13 protein-coding genes are annotated in these 18,265 nt (G+C 61.1%); 2 read left to right on the plus strand and 11 right to left on the minus strand.

Going from position 1 to position 18,265, the window contains the following annotated elements:
- Positions 1–33: 33 nt before the first annotated feature.
- On the minus strand, positions 34–453 hold the full coding sequence (locus KZJ38_RS32830) for a MarR family winged helix-turn-helix transcriptional regulator (RefSeq protein WP_246642095.1): 420 nt from the start codon (positions 451–453) through the stop codon (positions 34–36).
- Positions 454–843: 390 nt separating this feature from the next.
- Here KZJ38_RS32830 and KZJ38_RS32835 point away from each other — a divergent pair, with 390 nt between their 5' ends.
- On the plus strand, positions 844–1,257 hold the full coding sequence (locus tag KZJ38_RS32835; protein WP_219801195.1) for an organic hydroperoxide resistance protein: 414 nt from the start codon (positions 844–846) through the stop codon (positions 1,255–1,257).
- An 83-nt stretch (positions 1,258–1,340) separates the two neighbouring features.
- Complete coding sequence (locus KZJ38_RS32840; RefSeq protein WP_219801196.1) at positions 1,341–1,649, plus strand: hypothetical protein; 309 nt, start codon at positions 1,341–1,343, stop codon at positions 1,647–1,649.
- Positions 1,650–2,070: 421 nt separating this feature from the next.
- On the opposite strand, the gene KZJ38_RS32845 is transcribed toward KZJ38_RS32840, so the two are convergent.
- The 10 genes from KZJ38_RS32845 to KZJ38_RS32890 form a co-directional block, all read right to left on the minus strand.
- Positions 2,071–2,544: an isochorismatase family protein gene (locus KZJ38_RS32845; protein WP_219801197.1), complete on the minus strand. Its 474-nt coding sequence runs from the start codon at positions 2,542–2,544 to the stop codon at positions 2,071–2,073.
- Between the two features lie 72 nt (positions 2,545–2,616).
- Positions 2,617–3,168, minus strand: coding sequence for a type VI secretion system lipoprotein TssJ (gene tssJ, locus KZJ38_RS32850; protein ID WP_246641888.1), 552 nt, complete (start codon positions 3,166–3,168; stop codon positions 2,617–2,619).
- A gap of 13 nt (positions 3,169–3,181) precedes the next feature.
- Positions 3,182–4,438, minus strand: a complete 1,257-nt coding sequence (tssG, locus tag KZJ38_RS32855; protein WP_219801199.1) for a type VI secretion system baseplate subunit TssG — start codon at positions 4,436–4,438, stop codon at positions 3,182–3,184.
- Positions 4,435–6,249: a type VI secretion system baseplate subunit TssF gene (tssF, locus tag KZJ38_RS32860; protein WP_219801200.1), complete on the minus strand. Its 1,815-nt coding sequence runs from the start codon at positions 6,247–6,249 to the stop codon at positions 4,435–4,437. Before tssF ends, tssG begins: the two co-directional genes overlap by 4 nt.
- A 71-nt stretch (positions 6,250–6,320) precedes the next feature.
- Positions 6,321–7,943, minus strand: coding sequence for a type VI secretion system protein TssA (gene tssA / locus KZJ38_RS32865; RefSeq protein ID WP_219801201.1), 1,623 nt, complete (start codon positions 7,941–7,943; stop codon positions 6,321–6,323).
- On the minus strand, positions 7,943–11,758 hold the full coding sequence (locus tag KZJ38_RS32870; protein ID WP_219801202.1) for an ImcF-related family protein: 3,816 nt from the start codon (positions 11,756–11,758) through the stop codon (positions 7,943–7,945). Before KZJ38_RS32870 ends, tssA begins: the two co-directional genes overlap by 1 nt.
- The gene (locus KZJ38_RS32875; RefSeq protein ID WP_219801203.1) at positions 11,740–12,645 is read right to left on the minus strand and encodes a hypothetical protein; all 906 of its coding nucleotides are present in this window, start codon (positions 12,643–12,645) and stop codon (positions 11,740–11,742) included. The genes KZJ38_RS32870 and KZJ38_RS32875 overlap by 19 nt, the downstream gene beginning before the upstream one ends.
- A 331-nt stretch (positions 12,646–12,976) precedes the next feature.
- Positions 12,977–13,525 (minus strand): hypothetical protein, encoded by a 549-nt coding sequence (locus KZJ38_RS32880; RefSeq protein WP_246641890.1) that lies wholly within the window; start codon positions 13,523–13,525, stop codon positions 12,977–12,979.
- 11 nt (positions 13,526–13,536) lie between these two features.
- Positions 13,537–15,837, minus strand: a complete 2,301-nt coding sequence (locus KZJ38_RS32885) for a glycoside hydrolase family 24 protein (protein WP_219801204.1) — start codon at positions 15,835–15,837, stop codon at positions 13,537–13,539.
- Between the two features lie 12 nt (positions 15,838–15,849).
- Positions 15,850–18,189 carry a type VI secretion system Vgr family protein gene (locus KZJ38_RS32890; protein WP_219801205.1) on the minus strand — a complete coding sequence of 780 codons (2,340 nt, stop codon included), beginning with the start codon at positions 18,187–18,189 and terminating at the stop codon, positions 15,850–15,852.
- Between the last annotated feature and the right edge of the window lie 76 nt (positions 18,190–18,265).

Genomic DNA, 18,265 nt, shown 5'->3' on the forward strand with positions numbered 1-18,265 from the left:
TTCGCGACGCATGCCGCTCCCGCTCTCCCCGCCTCACTCGTTGTGCGTATGCTTGATCAGGTTGTCGCGCAAGGTCGTCACCGACTTCTGCAGCTTCCTGAATTCCTCTGCGTTCAACCCGGTCGCTTCGACGAGATTCCTGCCGAACGCGTTTTCGCGCAGATCGCGGCCGGCATCGGTCAGGCTAACGAGTACCTGCCGCTCGTCCGACGGATCGCGCTGCCGGCGCAGATAACCCATCGCCTCGAGCTTCTTCAGGATCGGCGTCAACGTGTTCGACTCGAGAAACAGCCTTTCGCCGAGCGCGCTGACGGTCACGTTGCCCATCTCCCACAGCACGATGATCGTGATGTATTGCGTGTAGGTGAGACCGAGCTCGTCGAGAATCGGCCGGTACGCACGGCCGAACGCCAGGTTGGCCGAGTAGACGGCAAAACATAGATAGTCGGCCAGCCGCTGCGTCGATGGGTCGGATGCGTCGGTCGCGGCGTTGCTTCGGTCAGCCCGGTGTTCGGTTCGATGTTCTGCTGGTTCCGCGCGTTGTTCGGCTCGTTGTTCGTGGCGTTGCTCGGCTCGCTGGTCCGCAGCGGCCTTCGATGGCGAGCGCGGCTGGCTGTCGGCACCTGCACCCTTCGTACGTGACGTCTTCTTCATCTGTATGCACCTCAGCGGCGTTCATCGGGTAGCCGCGTCATGGCTCAATAATACATCGGATGCGATTTAATCGAAAGTGCTTGACTTCGCGACGGACATCGACAATCATTCACGCATCCGATTCAATCGCATGCGATATAAAAGCGAGAAATCGGCAGATAACTTCTTATTTTCAAAAGGAACTTTGCCATGTCGCGCATCGAAAAAGTGCTGTACACGGGTCAAACGCACACGACCGGCGGCCGTAACGGCGCGTCGCGCAGCTCGGACGGCAACCTCGATATCCAGCTTTCCCCGCCCGGAACCGGTACCGGCACGAACCCGGAGCAACTGTTCGCGGCCGGCTGGTCGGCCTGCTTTATCGGCGCGATGAACCGCGCGGCCGCCGCGCAGAAGGTGGTGCTGCCGAAAAATCTGGCCGTCGACGCGGAAGTCGATCTCGGCACGACCGGCAACGACTATTTCCTGCAGGCGCGGCTGAACGTCAGCCTGCCCGGGCTCGCGCCTGAGGTTGCGCGTGCAGTCGTCGATGGCGCCCATCAGCTGTGCCCGTATTCGAAGGCGACGCGCGGCAACATCGACGTGACGATCAACGTGGTCTGAGCGCTGCGTTGCGTTGCGTTGCGTTGCGTTGCGTTCAGAACCGAATCCCTTTGCCCCTTTTATCGAACATCAGGAGTTTGCTCATGAAGACCACCCTTTTTGCCGCCCTGCTTGCCGCTTCCGCCACGTTGGCCACCGTTGCCGCTCCCGCTTTTGCGAGCAGCTATGGGCCGGCGCCGTTTTACCGCCCATCGGTCAGCGATGCGCGGCCCGTACCGCAAGCGGCTCAAGGCACGCAAGGCGCGGCCGAACCCGCGATGACCACTGCGGCCAACGATGCCGATGCCGACAATGCGCGGCAATCGTATGGCGGCGTTAGCGACGGCAGCTCGCAGGCGGATGCGCGCCGGAGCTTGACGCCGTGGCAACGTGGGCTGTTTGCGCACCATTGATTGATACGCGCCGCAGCGTGGGGTCGCCTGAGCGCCGCTGCGTGATTTGCGGCGCGTAGTTGTGAAGTGCGGTGCGGTGCGGTGCGTGCGTGCGTACGTGCGTGCGTGCGTGCGTGCGTGCGTGCGTGCGTGCGTGCGTGTAGTGCGTGTAGTGCGTGCATTGCGTGCATTGCGTGCATTGCGTGCATTGCGTGCATTGCGTGCATTGCGTGCATTGCGTGCATTGCGTGCGGTGCGTGCGGTGCGTGAAGAGCGACGCGTGAAGATCAATGCATGAAGAGCAATGCGCCAACGCGCAAAGAGCAACGCATGAAGCGTGAAGCGCAGCGAACGAATCGCGATCAACGTGTCGGCACACGATACGAAGGAATCGCGAGGTTGACGGCACACAGCTGTCATCCCTCGCGGCCTCGTCGCCACATTACGACTGCGAATCCAGTTGCGCGACTGCCGTCAGTTGCCGGAAATGATGGCGCCACAGTGTCGCCCCGAGCTCGCCGCTTCGGTCGAGCGACGAACCGACGGTCAGATCGGTGACGAGCGTCGGGCTCAGCCCTGCATCGAACAACATAAAGCCCGCGCCCAGCACACAGGTTTCGGTCTGCATGCCGCACACGAGGACGCGCGCGGGCTGCTGCGCAATCAGATAGTCGATCATCTCGCGCGGCGGCAAGTACCCATATTTGATGAACACGCGGTCGGCAGCGACAAGGCTCTCGTCGTCGGGCGCCGGATGCCAGCCTAGCTGGCGCGCGAACGGCGTGCAGCTCTCATCGTGCCGCTCCACGGTTGCGACCGACGGCATCCGTTTTGCCAGCGCGCGAATACCGGTCACGAGCCAGTCGGGCGGCGTGAACGACGGCTGCACGTCGACGACGAGAAGCATGTCGCGCATGGAAGGTGGCTCCGGCTACGGTGTTGTATGTGGTTGCGCGTGGAGATGACTGGCTGGAAGTGGCATTGTCCATCACCGCGACCGGTTCTGCACGTCGTCACCTGCCACAAGCAGACTCTGATCGACGAGTTCCAGCTTCAACGGCTTGTCCGGGTCAAGCTGCTTCTTGTCGATCACGCGTTTCCATGCGCCGTCGCTGCCCGGTTCACGATAGAACGCCACCACCGCGACGAACTTCGTTTCGGGCTGCAACGGCTGCGAAAGACTCGCCGACGCGCCCGGGTTCAGCACCGTTGACAGGCTCGCCGCCTGCAGATCCTGCGCGAGCACGGTGCGATCGTTCTTCAGCAGATCGTCGTACGATGCGCCGTCGAACAGCTTGCGATCCTTCAGTTGCAACACGCGCACTGCAACCGATGTCGCGCGGCCCGCGTCGTCCGGGTTCAGCGATGCGCGCGCGGTCAGGTCGATATCGACCCTCTTCACCTGCTTGTAGAACACCGCGCGATACGCGCTCGCCGACGAGTCGGAGACACTCTGCCATGCTCCGCACGCCGATAGCAGCGTCGCGCACGCGAGCATCGCCGGCCGCGCACAGGCCGCCGCAGCAATACGGATAAACATGACGCTTCGTCGATCACGCATGATGTGAGCCCCGACTGGTGTTCGGCCCGGACGCCGGAAAGGCTTCGCAGACGCCGAGGTTGATATGAATGAGGCGCTCGTCGCTGGCCGGTAGAACGGTGGTCCAGCCGAGGCGCGGCGCGGGAGCGGCGTTCGGCGAATCTGGCGCGGCCGGCGTACCCAGCGTGTGCAGCGTGCCGATCTTCGGCTGCGGCGCGAGCGTCGACGGAATCGTCATGCGCAGATGCACGTCGGCCTTGACGCCGGCATAAAGCCGCACATAGGCGCAGAGTTCGCGATGCAGCCACGCGCCCGGCAGCAGATCGTGCGCCTGTCTGGCGTCGACGGGACGCAGCGTCGCGCGCACCGCGCGGCTGCGATAGACCATGCGCTTGCCGAGCACATAGCCGCGGCCCAGTCCGCGCCGGCCGCCTTCGCACGCGGCCGCCCCGCCTTGCGCAGCCGACGACGTCAACGGATCGGGCGCACCGGCCTGCGTCGCAACGGGCCAGAACTCGTCGACGCGCACCTGCACGCCCGGGGCCGCCAGCGCGATCACGCCCGCGAGCCCTTCGGGCGTGCGCGTGCGCTGAATCAGCAGGCCCAACAACGCGAGCATCCGCGAGGCGGGCAGGCCAGCGCGCGCGGGCTTGTCGCCCCATCCGAAGCCCGCGAGGCAGAGCAGATTGAGCGAATGCGCGTCGACGCCGCCCGCGCGAAAGCTTTCCGGATAGCGATACTTCTTCCACGCGCGGAACAGGAGCGTGACGAACCGGTGATTGAACTGATCGAGAAATGCCTCGAGCGCTTCATGCCCTTCTTCGCGCAACGCGATGTCGTCGATCATATGCGGCGGCATCGCGGCGTCCACGCCGTAAAGGCCCATGAAGGTCGTGCGAACCGTCGGTGGCACGGGCCGGTGAGCATCGCGATACGGATCGCGATCCTGGGCATGGTCACGATAAGCGTCGCTTTCGTGGCTGCGGCGAGTTTCGTGAATGCTGTGATTGCTGCGATTGCCGTAACTAACGTGACTTTCGTAGCTGTCGTCGAATTCCACCGCGGCGACTTCGCCGGCCGGGAAACCGAGCCTCGGCCGCGGACGGAACCGGACCGGCTCGTGCTCGACCGTGTCGCGCGTGCCGAACCCCGGAAGCGCCGGCGCGCGCATTTCGAACAGCCTGCACAGCTGCATGAAACTCATATGCGGCGCGCGCGCGAGCAGCGCCACGACGAGCGGTTCGAGCGCGGGCAGATCGACCGGCTTCATAGCACCGCCCTTTGCGCCTTGCTGCGCGGCCACCCGGTACGGGCCTTCGACGGCAGACTCACGATCGACAGCTTCGTGAACAGGTTGATTTCCGCGTACAGCGCGAAAAAGCGATGCAGCAGCTCGCCGAACAGCATCACGTCGCCGTCGCCGGCGAACGCATGCGAATCGAGCGTCACCTCGATATGCACGCCGCGCTCGACCGCGCCGCCCGACACTTCTTCGAGCAGTTCCTGCGACACCGACAGAATGCCGGCCAGGCGCCTGCGGTTCAGCTCGTCGTCGGTCCAGTCGTAAAGCGCGAGCGTGCCGCGCAGTGTTTCCGCGTCCATCATCGACAGGAAGTTCGGCGCCAGATGCGACAGCAGACGCCACTGGAAACGGTCGCCAGTCGGCGGATGCAACGGCAGCGTCGGCGCGACGAGATTGCGCACGGCGGCAACATTGGGCGTGCTCTCGCCCAGCTCGTGGATACTGGCCTCGCGCAACGCTTTGCGCGGCAGCATGCCGTTCGTGCCGGTCACGCGTAGCGACAGACTTTCCGGCGGCAGTGTCTCGGCCGATTCCCACGCATGACCACCGAGCACGACCCACGTCTCGTGCAGACCGCTGACGCCGGGCCGCACGCGCGTATGAAAGTAGCGCTCCGGCGCTTCGTGGCGCAGCATGCCGCCGCGATGGCGGAACGTCGTGAACGGCACATACTCGTACCGTTCGGCCGTGGTGTGGTCGAACGACTCGATCGCGTCGACCGAGTAGGTTTCGATATGCTCGCCATAACGGCCGGCGGGCACGACGCGGTACTCGGTTTCGTGATGATTGGCCTCGATCGTTTCCGCATCGAGCCGGAACAGATTGATGACGGGCGTGCAGAAAAGCCGCACGTTTTCCGCGCTGAAACGCTGATCCGACGGGAAGGCGTGCTTCAGAACAAACTCGAGCTCGAAATGTGTGGACTGCGCCGGCAACTTCGCGATCTCGAGCCCGCACAGGTCGACGAACAGAAATTTTTCGCGGAATGTGAAGTACTCGAGCAGCAACTGATAGCCGGAAAACGCCGCGTCGGCTTTCGGCCACAGACGCTCTTCAGCCGAGAAGCCAGCGGGCTCGACCGTCACGCCGGCAAGCGGCTGCGCTTCGCCGTCGCGTACGCCAGCAATGCGCCACGCGACCGTATCGATCTCACGCGTCAGCGCGAGATGCATCGCGAACGCGGTCGGCAGATCGGCGTTCAGATACAGGCGCAGCCGCGACAAATGGGTTGCCTCGCGGCGCGCTGAAGCATGCAGCGCAAAACCAAGGCGGATGACCGAGCGGCCATCGTGGCGCACGGCCGCCCCGGCATGCGTGAGCACGAGCGGCTGAAGCGCGACCGCCTGCGTCGTGCGATATTCGCATTGAACCGTCTTCGGCGTCATGCCTTCGGCACCGGCCGGCGGCGCGATCGCCACCGGCGCCGAACGCACGGGCACGCCCGCGGGCACCATCTCGGTTTTCTGCAGCTTTTCGTCGGGCGGCACGAGCTGGACCACGGAAAGCGATGGAATCATCCGCAAATAGTGCGGCCATAGCAGGCTCACGAGCCCTTCGGTCAGCTCCGGCAACTCGTCGTCGAGCTTTTGCTGAAGCCGGCCGGTCAGGAAGGCGAAGCCCTCGAACAGGCGCTCGACGTACGGATCGCGATCGCCGACGCGATCGAGGTTCAGCATTCGCGCGCGGTCCGGGTGGGCTTTCGCAAAGGCGAGGCCGGACTCGCGCAGGTAGCGCATTTCCGCTTCGTAATAGCGCAAGATCGGATCGTCGTTTTCCATCTACGTACGTGGTTGTATGGGGTTGTGTGAGGTTGCGATTGGTGTGTCTGGTTGGGCGCCGTGGTCCGCAGCTATCGCAGTGCAAGCGCGCGCGCCGGATCGAGTACGGTCAGTTCGGCTTGCAGATCGCCGACGCGGCGTGCGAGCGCGGGTTTGTCGGCGTCCTTTCTCTGGCTCTGCGCTTTGAGCATGCGCACAAGGTGATGCTTGACCTCGAACATCAGCGCAGGCTCCCAGCGAGCCAGCGGCACGGCGCGCGCCGACGCGTCGAGTTCGGCGAGCAATGCGAGTGCAGCGTCCGCATGCCCGCTGTGATCCGCGATGCGCGCCATCACGAGACGCTGCAGATAGCGTTGACGACCGGTGCGCAGTCCCGGCAACGCATCGAGCCAGACGAAGGCCGCCTCGATTCCATCGGCGGCCGCGATGTCGCGCGCCTGAGCTTCGATTTCGGGCCAGTCGCCTGCCGTGCCGGCTTCGTGATCGACGGATACCGGCAACGGTGTAACGCTATCGCCTGCCTCGAGATTGCGAACGACAGCGTGACGCGCAATCCATTCACGTGTGGTGTCGTCGGCGAACGGCGTGCCGTCTTCGAAAGCGAGGCGCTCGATTGCTGGTAGACGCTCGAGGAACAGCGCAAAGTCGGCGCGCAGCAATTCGCGCCACCGGTCATAGGGTGAGCCGATATGATCGAGCGCGACGTGCTGGAAGTACTGCAGGTCAAACCACAAGTGGTTAGCGCCTTCCATCAATGCGCCTTCGACGCGCTCGAGCAGTTCATACCACTGCTTTTGCAGCACGAGACGCTTCAATTGCTGACGCACTTCCGCGCGAGGCGCCACGAGACGCGTGCGTCCGTTCGCGGCGGCCGGCGGCAGATCGTGCAGCGTGTCCCAACGGATGCTGCGTGCCACGCGTGCGGAGGACAGATAGCCGTCTTCCTGCTTGCGCAGCCAGTTCGTCAAGGCACGCGTCTGGTCGAGCAGATCGCGAGCCGATGAGATCGTCGAGGCCGTCGGCACGCCTGCGACGGCGAGGTCGGGTTGCGACGCGGCGGACTCCGCGTTGTCGTTCCGCGCGGGATCGTCGTTGCGCTCGAAGCGTGCGACGAGCGGTTGCAAATTGGGGCGCGCCGTTTCCGGCCACACGCTTGTGCGCGCGATCAGCACATCGAGCGCCGCGATCGCGCGTTCAAGGTCTTCAGGCGCAAACTCGCCGCGGCTGTCGAGGATGCCGAGCATGCGAGTCGTAGCGAGCATATCGAGCGCGCCCTTCTTCGCTTCGGCGCGGGCCGGCAGAATGGATTCGCCGAAGCGGTCGACAAGCGCGGCAACGAGTTCGAGTCCGTCGGCAAAGCCGGCGGGACCGTCCTGCCGCAGCCGTGCCTGCGCGTAGTAAGCGGCGACGCGCAAGTCCTTGCCCGTTTCCTTGGTCAACTGTTCGCAGTGACGGACGATCAGCGCGTCGTCGATGCCGGAGAGCTTGCTCGCTTCGTCCTTCAGTTCGAAGAAGGCGTCTTCATAGCCGGGATCGCGGCCCGCTGAGCCGCCGTTTTGCGCGGCGCTACTTTCGCCGGTGATCGCGAGCGGCTTGAACGGTTGCAGCCATGCGTCCCATGCGTTCAGGCGGTCACGCGAGAGCTGGTCGGCGTCGCGCGACGGGAAAAGATTTTTTAGCAGACTGGAGAGCATTATTGTGCCCCCTCCAGGATGAAACCACCGCCCGCCGGCAATGGCGTCGCGGCATGCCTTGCTGCGGTGATTGCTTCGGGCGGCAACGGTGGCGGATTGATCGCGGAGGTGAGCGCGCCGGCGCGTTTCTGTGCGCCCGCTACGTTTGCTGCATTCCCCACGTTTGCCGCGCTCTTCGAGTTGGTTATGAAGATGCGAGTGGGCAACGTGAAGTGCCGAAGCGCTAGCACGTCGAGCGGTCCGGCCCCCGCCTCGCTGCGCAATTGCACGCGAAGCGCGATGCCTTCACTTTGATCCGGAGTCCACGAGAGCAGGTAACGCGCATTGTCCTGTTGCGATACGGTCGCGCGCTCGAGCAGGCGGATCAATCCGAAACGGCCTTGCGTGTCGAGTGCGGAACGCAAGCCGCCCTCCTCGGTTTGCCATTCGATATGCGACAGGTTATCGAGCGACTGGCCCGGCCACTCGAACGGCATCCATTCCTCTTTCTGGTTGAAGTAATGCAATTCGCGCCCGGACAGCGCAAAGCGGATATCGGTAATGCCAGGCGTCGGGACTGCGCGCAGTTCGTAACGCACGTGCGCATCGCCGGACGGAAAGAGGACAGTCGAGACGCGCGAGAGCCGGTTCAGCGCGGTCAGGAAATTCGGATCGAGCGTCAGCGCGCCATGGCTCGCGCCTTGCGCGGCGACCCACCGGTCGCCCTGGCGTTCAACGACGCCCGCGAGCTGCGTGCTGACGAACTGCGTGATCACACCGTTGTCGGTACGCATGAAGCGCGCCATTTCGGGCAATGAGGCGTCGTTGTCGGAATCGGCAAACGGATAGCGGCCGGCGAAACTGCGATTCCAGTCGGAGACGATCGCGCCGCGCCAGATCTCGTTCAAGCTCGACGCGGCCGGCGCGACGACGACTTGCCACGTTTGGTCCATCGGCGCTTCGAAGAGATTGCCGAAGCCCGCCCACTGCTCGCCGAGGCTTGCCGCTACGCGGCTCGCGTAATCGCGACTATCGGCGATATCCGATGTTTTGCCTTGCAGGACCGCTTGTGCCGCGACGCGCGACATCGCATCGGGGTCCGCGCTCGCGACCATTTGCTGCGCTTTCAGACGCATGGCGGTGACGCGTTCGAGATAGCGGGCGAGGCTCAGGTCGCCGGTCGTCGCGAGCTGGGCGGCGGCCTGGTTGTCGGCGGGTTGCTGCATCGAAAGCGGGTCGCTGCCGGTCAGGCGAAGGATCGGAGCGAACGTAGCGGCTAGCGACGCGGCCGCCGGCGTGAGCTGGGCGCGTTGTCCAGGTTGCGAGCCAGGGTCGTTCGATGGATTGATCGCGCCGCTAAACGAGGTGGTGTTCTTTGATGGCTCGTCGGCGCCGACCAGGTGCTGAGCCTTGCGGATCAGCGTATCCGACAGCGATTGCGACGTCATGCCTGCATTCGCCTGATAGACGATGACGTTCATCAAGGCGACGAGCGGCGAGCGTTGCGGATCGCCGAGCAAGGTCAGCTGGTCGACCGTGCCCGACAGCGTGGGCGCGGGCTGCCAGCGCAGGCTGTTCAGGAACGTGGCCCACGCGCGGGCATAGTCGTCGAAATAGCGCTTGCTGAGGTCGGCTTTCAGCGTCGACGGCGAAGATGCGCGTGCGTTCGTTGCATCGGAGAGGACCCAGTCGGCTTTTGCATCACGATTTTCGCTTGCGTCGTCGATGGCCTTTGAGATGCGCTCGTCCCATGCGGCTCGCGTGAAGACGCCGGGGATCGTTGCAGTGGTGCTGAAGAGGCCACGGCTTGTTGTGCCACCGGGAGACGCTTGAGCTTGCGCCTGGGTTTGTTGCGCGGCGTCGCCTAGCAAGGTGGCGAGCGACACCGGTGGATACTTCGGTCGCGCGTCGTCGAGAATCTGCTGGTAGACCGTATCGGTCGAATTCTGGATGCCACGCACGCCGATGATGGTCTGCCGCGTCGATGCGATGAGTGCAAGATCCGCTGTGATCGGTGTTGCCGGCTTCGCGCCTTGTTTGCGATCCGTCAGATGCGTTGCGTAGAACGCCAGCAGATGACGACGCAGGTCGTCCCATGTGCCCGGCGCCAGCGTCGAATCGTGCGGGCGTGCGGGGATGCCTGTCGCGATCAGCTGCGGAGTGAGAAAGGCCGCGTTGGCCAGTTCGGGCTTTGCGAGCATCAGATAGGTTTTAAGGGTGTCGTACGCGGCTTGCACCTGCGCATTGCCGCCGCTCGCGATTTCCGAATCGGACAACGACGCGAGTTGGCGCAAACGGTCTTCGAGCTTGTGGCGCAGTGGGTCGGCGAGGATGCGCTGCGCCGCGATTTGGTATGCGGTTTGCAGAGCGGCGAGTATGACTTCGTCGCGGTTCAGGCCGAAGCGTGCGCGCCACGGAGCACGGTCGCGTGTGTGGGCTTCGAGGGTGTCGATCTGTTTGTCGAGTGCGTCGAGGGTTAGCGCGGTTTCGGTTTGGCCGTGCGCGGTTGAGAGCGTTGTTAGCTTCGCTAGTTTCGTGATGGTGCTTTCGGCTGCGCGGATCGTTGCGCTGTTCGTGGAACCGGATGTGGCGGTGCCTGCGATCCATAGGGCGAGCGCTGCAGTTGTTGCCCATGCGGCTGTGGTCGATATAGAGAAGCCGACGCGGCGGCCGTGGATTTGGCGGCTGTGGTTGGCGATGGTTTGCCAGATGGTGGGGGATGGGGGTTCCGGAAAGTCCTCCACGTCACCCGAGGATCCGGGGTCGGGCTTGAAGACCGCAGATCGTTGAGTCGGAGGCGCCTCGCTGCCGATGGCTGTATCGCCATTTTCCAGAGCCCTTAGTGCACGCATTTTGATGGGCGGCGCGAAGAGTAGCCCATGTACCGTATGAGGCTGGAACCGCGAATGCGCGATGCGCGAAGCCAGTTCCGCCAAAAATCGGCCGCGGCGTGAAACATGTTGCGAAAGCTCGGCCGGATAGCGGTCGAAAGGATTGTCCGCCACCCGTACGACCCCAGCGTCGGCCAGATAGTCCACGAGGCTTTGCAGCAACGCGTCGATCTTGTCCGCACGCACGTCCGGGTTCGACCATGTCAGACCCATGGCCTCGTCAGGGCCCTTTGATTCGCTGCCGGCATCCGTGACGCGTAACAGGTATGCGGGTGCGGCCCAGCGCAGCGCGCGGGCATGGCGCGCGAGCCGCTGGGCGATATCGTCCGATTCTTCAGGGACGTTGCTTGCGGTGCTGTCGCGCGTCACCGAAATGATCGCGTCGACCGGTCGACGCCAGCGCATACGCCGGATCTGCTTAAGCCTGCCGGTATCCAGCGTGCCGCCAATCTGCTTCGCATATAGCAGAACTGCGTTCGCGGTAACCGCATAGCCGTCGACCGCCAGATTCGGCGCAAGAAGCTCAATAAGTGATTCGTCGCCAGCGACTAGAAGCCAGCGGTCACGATAACGCCAGCCACGGCCATGGCGACCGTAAAGAATGGCACGCAGGCGCTCGGCCATGGATGCCGACGAGCGCTGCTCGTCCATGGACTGTGAAGCTTCCCGGTTTTCTCGATGCCGTTGTGCGTAAGCATGTGCAATCCGCGAGTCCGCCGCCCACTGACGGATACCGCGCTCGTATAGCGCAGCGAGGAACATACTCGCGAACCAGACAGCGACCAATGCAAGCGCGATGGCCGTCCGTTTGTCGGCAGCCCACCCATGTGAAGATCCCTCGTTTGAGAACCATAGCCAGATGCCTACAAAGAGCGCGGCAAGTGCCAACCCGAAAAATAAAATGACGGATAACGAAGCTTTTTCGTTCAAACCTTCTTTCGACATATCATCGCGACAAAGTCGCCATCCAATTGATCCAGAATCAGCTGCGCATCAGCGCCTTGTTTCGCATTGGCTGACGCAAGCGCGAGGGCGAGCCAAGGTGTGGCTACCCCAGCATCGCCGACCGTACGTACAAGATCTACGATCCTCAAGTTGCCTAAAGGTCCGTCCAGACTTATGCCGGTCAGCGATATCGGCTCGGTCGACCACGTATTCCACACAGTACCGATAGCCTTTTCGCTGCAGCCGCCCCAACGCAATGCGTCTTCGATGCCCTCGTCGACAGCATCGATGGCGCTTCTGGAAGGCCTGTGTGCAAGAGCCATGGTGGTTGAGCTGGACGCCTCGCCAAGGGCATTGGAGAACAGCACGGCCGCTCCCGCCTCTGCCTGTCCTGGCTGTAGTTCTCCGTTGATAACACCACGCAGTTGCACAGCTATCACAAGACAGGAAGAACAATACGCACGCACGTCCAGCCAGCCATCTATCGCGAAAAGTCTCAACGGGTTGACCAAGTGAACATTTTCCGCACCGCTCAAGCCAAGACTCATCCACACATTCGAAATCGTGGATCTCATCGCGTCTTCACTCAGTTCAGAACCGATGCACAGATATATCGCAACGCCACGCAGATGCTTCAGGTCCTGCGCGAGCGGTCCCACTAGTTGAACGAGCAACCACTCGAGCACAATCGCATGTCGTTGAGCTTCGTCAGCATGGTTTCCACGATAGAAGCGTTGCCCCGGAATAACCAGTCCGCCTGCCCTTTGCGCCGTAGCGTCATCTTCGCGAAGCTTCATCGCCGCCTCCAACGTGTTTCGCTCAGCAATAGCGGAAAAACACCACGACTGCCTCTGTATCATGAAAGGCACACCGGCTTCGTCATGCAAGCATGCTTCCTTGCGACCAATGGCATCGTTGTATGACTCCACGGTATGCAAGCGGTGAGCACCCAGGAACCTCCACGCGGAATACAGCATTAACCAACCGAGGAGCGGGAGCCCAAACGTGCGGGTCCAAAACCACACCGTCTGAGCAGGGCGATCCATTGGCCACGTCGCTATGCTAGTGACCGCCCCCAATGCAACAACGATGACTAGAAGGACCAGTGCGGATATGATCGCCCTTCGTTCCTGCAGCGGGGCCGCACGTGCGGGCAATGCCGCAAAATCAACTGGCATTACCGACTCCCTTCGAATTCCATATTTGTTCCAGACGCTCCTAACGCGACGAACAGGAATTGATGGTATTGGTAACGGGTTCGACCTTTTGTCCGTCGTTACTTAGCACGAAGATGCGTTGACGACACTCATCGGGCGCACCGCTGGCCTTTTCAATGTGAAACCGAGCGACAAGTAGTTTACTGTCCGGTCGGCTAATGAGTTCGGTTGTATAAACTCGACCGTCCGACGTCTTCATTGGGTCTTGACCCGCCGACGAAAACATGTCCAACGCAGGAGAGTCCCGATTTTCTTTTAGGTCCGACAGCGTAAAATATCGGCACTCAGCCCCGCAGCTATGAAGGCCGATATAATATTTCCCAGCAAAATTAACGCGTGGCGCTTCCACCTGCTTACCCATGTTGTCTCGCCACACATCCCCATGCTGGACATAATATGCAGGCACATGGATTCTCTGTGTATAGATTGCAACTGGATAATCTTCAAATTGAGGAATCTGAATACGTGTTGACGCTTTCGCGCTGGCAATCAGAATTATGCCGACGAGAATTATGTCAACGAGAACTGAAAGAATAGTCTTTTTCTGCATAAGCTCACCCGTCAACCGATCAAGTCACTCAAACCGCCGATAGCTACCGCCAAATCGCTCTTCCCGCTCAATTCGTCATTGAGGTATACGGAAAATTTCTTGCTGACGGTATCCATGCTCACACCACCCTGGCCGTACATATCGCCGGGAAGACTTGCCCACTCCAGATTGCAACGATCGTCAAAGACTGCCTTCTTTATGTCGCCTTCCTTTATGCTCTCGATTGCACGTCTCTTGAATTTCAAAAGAACCACGCAAAATCTGTCCTGAGATGCAGGAGAAAAGTCGCTGATACCGTACGTCTTTCTATAACGCGACAACTGCGGGTCATCCCATGTATAAGCCATTACCTGATATGCGCCAGCGGCGGTCGACCTAAGAATCCTTCCTGCGCTTTGCCTGGCAATTTGCAAGCGCGGATGATCGCTGAAATCTTTCCCATAGTCTCTAACAAACGACTCTCCCCCGAACAGCCGTTCATATCCGTCAACCCCTTCAGTTCCTTCGCCTACCCGAATCATTCGCAGGAATGCTCTTACTCGAGCCTCCTCGAGAGGAATGGTATTTCGCGGAAAATTTGCTACAAGCGCAATAGGGTGAATATGAAATACTTCTGGACTTGATGGAAACACGCCCTTCACAGCTTTCTTGACGTCATCCCACCAGACTAGTCGGTTGAACCGCTCAATTTCAGCGTCGTGATAGGGTTCCTTTGCCACGCGAGCCAATATCTTTTCAAAAAAATCCTGGTACTCGCTATGGCTTGACCACTCGCTGCGATGCTTAGGGATCAGACGTGACGCTCTGAACGTCAACCATTTGTGTCCCTTAAGCGCTCGCATTTCATCAGCCGCTTGCGACTCACTTCGCATTGTTGAAAGCGCGCGGTACAGGTTGCATGCAAGAGGCTTGAGCTGCTGGACATCACCGGTAGCTGGTTTGTCCTCGCACAAGACGTGATCCAGCCAAGCGTCAACGGAGCCGAAGATAGTTGGATTGCCAGCATCGGCGCCCGTGACCGTCTCGAAGTCTTTCCACGCGTGCGGCGATTCGCGGGTCACGCCGCCGTTGGGCGGCATCTGCCGATTGCGAACCCAACCGTTGATGTCTTCGTACCGGCTGTTGGCGCTAGTCACCCTCCACCATTGCTGGCCGTCGCCGAGGGAGTCGTCTTTCGCCCCCTTGCTGTCTTTCGGCAATGCTTCGAGCACAGCTTGACTATAAATCTGGACCACTGCCGTTTCGGGTGCACGCGCACCCTCACCATCAGTCGAAGGCCGCTCGAACAGTTTTACCCCTTTATCGATGCGCAGCAACGAAAGCTTTTCAAAATCGATGACCTTGTTTGCCGCCGCACGACTGCTCGCCAGGAAATTTGGCAGCTCATCGCCACAGAACACCTCGATGTGTACCATCCGGTGCTCTCGCCTAGCATCGTCAGTCTGCCAGTATTGCCCCAGATGGCCGATCAACTCCCCGGCCTTGACAGGAATAGGTTCGGGCGGCACAACTACCTCGTCACAGCGCGCCTCTGACACAACAGGAACGAGCAACTCGTGCCCCCGTTCTTTCCCAAGATATACCCAACCCTTATCTGCATCCGGAAACACATATCCCGCGACTCGCGGCGGCATCAGCGCACCTGACTCAATCAGTTCTATTTTTCCCCACCGTCCGTTTTTGCGCTTTTCGCCAATGCGCACCTTGGCACCACGAGGCAGGATTGCCAGAATCTTCGCACTACCCGCGTCTGCGTGAATGTTTAGCCCTATTTGAGGGGTAACAGGGGCACCAGGGTGCGAGCTGACTTTCTGCTTGTCTGCGGCATACTCGGTTACCTGATGGGCGCGTATCCAGTAAGCAGGGGCCAGCGCGGACTGCTGCACATACTCGGACACACTTTGCAGATGCATATAGAGACTGAAGAACGTCAGTCGATTACCGAGAGGGTACTCAAGCGCGTGCCGCACCAGTGTGAAGGCGGAGCTATACAAGCCAACTTGCGCAGCACTGTTCCCGTCCGCCGCAATCTGGCTCGCCAGCGGCGTTCGATTTATCCGGTACGCGATAATTTCGCCGGCCGCGATGCACCGCACACCATGCGTGAGGTCCAGCTTTTGTCCGGCCCCATTCATCGAGACATGAATGCCGCCGTGCCACATGCCGGAACCGCTGACGGGAAAACTGCCATTTCCCTCGCTGGCAAGCCAGTCGTAGAACACATGCTCATCGACAATTTCCTGTCCACGGACGTCACGAAACGGAAAAGCGAAGCTGAGCGTCTGCAGTTCTGCATGCAATTTTGTCGTCACGATTCGCTACCGTTAGTTGGAGAATCCGGGCTTGAACCGCTGCTGTAAATCCTTAAGCGGTGCATCGGCCCATTGCGGAAACGCAAAGCCGCCACCGTCCGGGGAACCGACCCGCAACTCTCCCCGCAACTCAATTTCACCCGCAGGGCTACCCAGAAAAATCTTGCCGTCGCACAACCTGATATAGGCCCCCGATCCATCTCCGATGATGACGCCTTTGCGCCCCGTGATCGTGACCACACCGTTGGACGAACTCACGATCATGTCCTGCATCGACATCAGTTCCATTGCATTGCCCTGCGCCTGGATTTGCACCTTGCCCTTGACGGCGAACAATCGAATGCCAAGCTTTGCCGCGAAAAACGAAATCGCTTCTCCGGCAGCTACGGTGACGCGCTTGAGCACTCCGATATCGAGACCCGCGCCTGCCGTGAAAAAAGCCTGCTTTCGCGCTGCAATTTGAATGTGTTCCCCGCTAGCGAGGCCGATTCCTTCCGGCGCGGTCGCGACAATTGCTGGCCGCTGCAACCCGGCAAGCTTTTGATCGATCAGTACCCTCTGCTGATCGACTTCTGCCGGAATGGCGCCCGCCTCATCGACCGACGCGTTGAGCGACTGCAGTATTTCCTTCGACTCGCCCAGTGTCGCGTCGGCGTTGCGCATCTCAAGCATCTCGCCGGAGGCGGCCAGTTGCGCCTCAGCGGACAATAGATTTCCTAGCGCTCCGCGAGACACGGCATGTCCGTCGGAACGCATCTCGGCGCCGTGCCCACGCTCCTTCCGTTCCGCATCGACCAAATGGCCGAGATTGAGCTCACTGGTCTGATAAGGCGTCGACAGATGGCTGTGCTCGACGCCTTCCTTGTCCTCGATAGACCACTCGGTGCCACCCGCGGTACGGACAACATTGCGCGTATGGTTCAGGTTGTTGACCAGATCCGGGTGCTCGCTGTCATGCATTGCGCCGACGATCACCGGCCGATCGGGATTCCCTTGTGTAAAGACAAGCGCCACCTCCGTCCCATCGATCAGCGGAAAGTGGTGTCCGTAGTTGTCGCCGCTATAAGGCTTTGAAAGCCGCACGGGCCGGCTCGTGCCGCCTGGACTCCATTCGTCGAGATCGAACGGCAGCTTGACCACGTAGTGGCCCTGCTCGTTCAGATAAGCGTATTTGTAGTTCCCCGGTGACGTCACACGTGCGGGCAGAATGCCCTGGATCGACGGTCGCGCCGCCGCATCGACTATCGGTCGCCAGACTCGATCCGAAGGAATCGCCTTGAATTTGATCGCATATGACTCGCTTCGACCGCCGCTGGAATCGACGGACGTGATCAGCAGGCCATGCGGCGCATCCGCAGGGTTCTGCTCAAGCCGCATCACCTCGCCAGCCTCCAGCGCAAAAGGATTTCCCGTTCCAGCGAACGTGACCTGCCCAGCCAGAAGCGCTTCGTGCCTTAGCCGCGCAATGCGTCTACCTTCTTCCAGGGTATCGTAGTGCTCTCCCCAACGGTAATCGACAGCATCAGTTGTCTTGTCGTCGGGCGCGGCATTCTGCTCGACAACCAGGTTCAGCGCGGCGCTTCGCTGGTTGTAATTATTCAGACGCACGCCTTCCACGACACGCTTCGTGTGACGCTCAAGCGACTTGATCGCCTCAGCACCCACACTTTCGAGGCCCGCCTCATGCCGCAGTGGCACAACGCGCTGATGGCGCGCGTAGGCATCGAGATCGTCGCCAAACACGATGAACGCGCGATCCTTCCTCTGCTCGAAGCGGAACCAGATGCCCTCTTCCGCCGCCAGCCGCCGGATAAACGCGAAGGTCGTTTCGTGATACTGCGTGATGTACTCGTGCCGCTTGTACTCGCCACGCAGCTGGAACTCGAAGTCGACACCGGCACGAAAACCGAAGTGGCGCAGCGTATCAGTGATGATTTCCTCAACCGACTGTTTCTGGAACAGCCGGCTCGTTATGCCGCGATTCAGATCTGCCAATTGCGGCTCGAGCACAACCCGATAGCGCGTTTCGTCCGGCGATGTTTCGAGTTCGTCGAAGCCTGTGACAATGCCGTACACCGTCCGCGCCGGCGGATTCTTGCTGAACTGCTCCGCGTTTTCGCCGAACATCTTTCGCAAGTAAGCAAGGTCCGGATCGATCGGGTCGATGATGAATTTCGCCGGTCGGCCGAGCACCTGGTCCATCGGAATGCCAGCGACTTCGCTCGTGAACTCGATCTCGTAGCGATACAACTCGCAAAGCGCGTCGTGCCCCGAAAATCGTAAAACGGAGAACGGCGCGGGATGCGGCGCGAGCTTCAGCTCATAAGCCTGCGAAGGCAGAACCATCGACATCTTCGACTTCTCCTCACAAACGTAGGACCGGCGAGTGGACGTGCGCCACCGGCGCGCCAGTGCGGCGCGCTTCGGT

The sequence above is a fragment of the Paraburkholderia edwinii genome, assembly GCF_019428685.1.
GTDB classification, from domain to species: domain Bacteria; phylum Pseudomonadota; class Gammaproteobacteria; order Burkholderiales; family Burkholderiaceae; genus Paraburkholderia; species Paraburkholderia edwinii.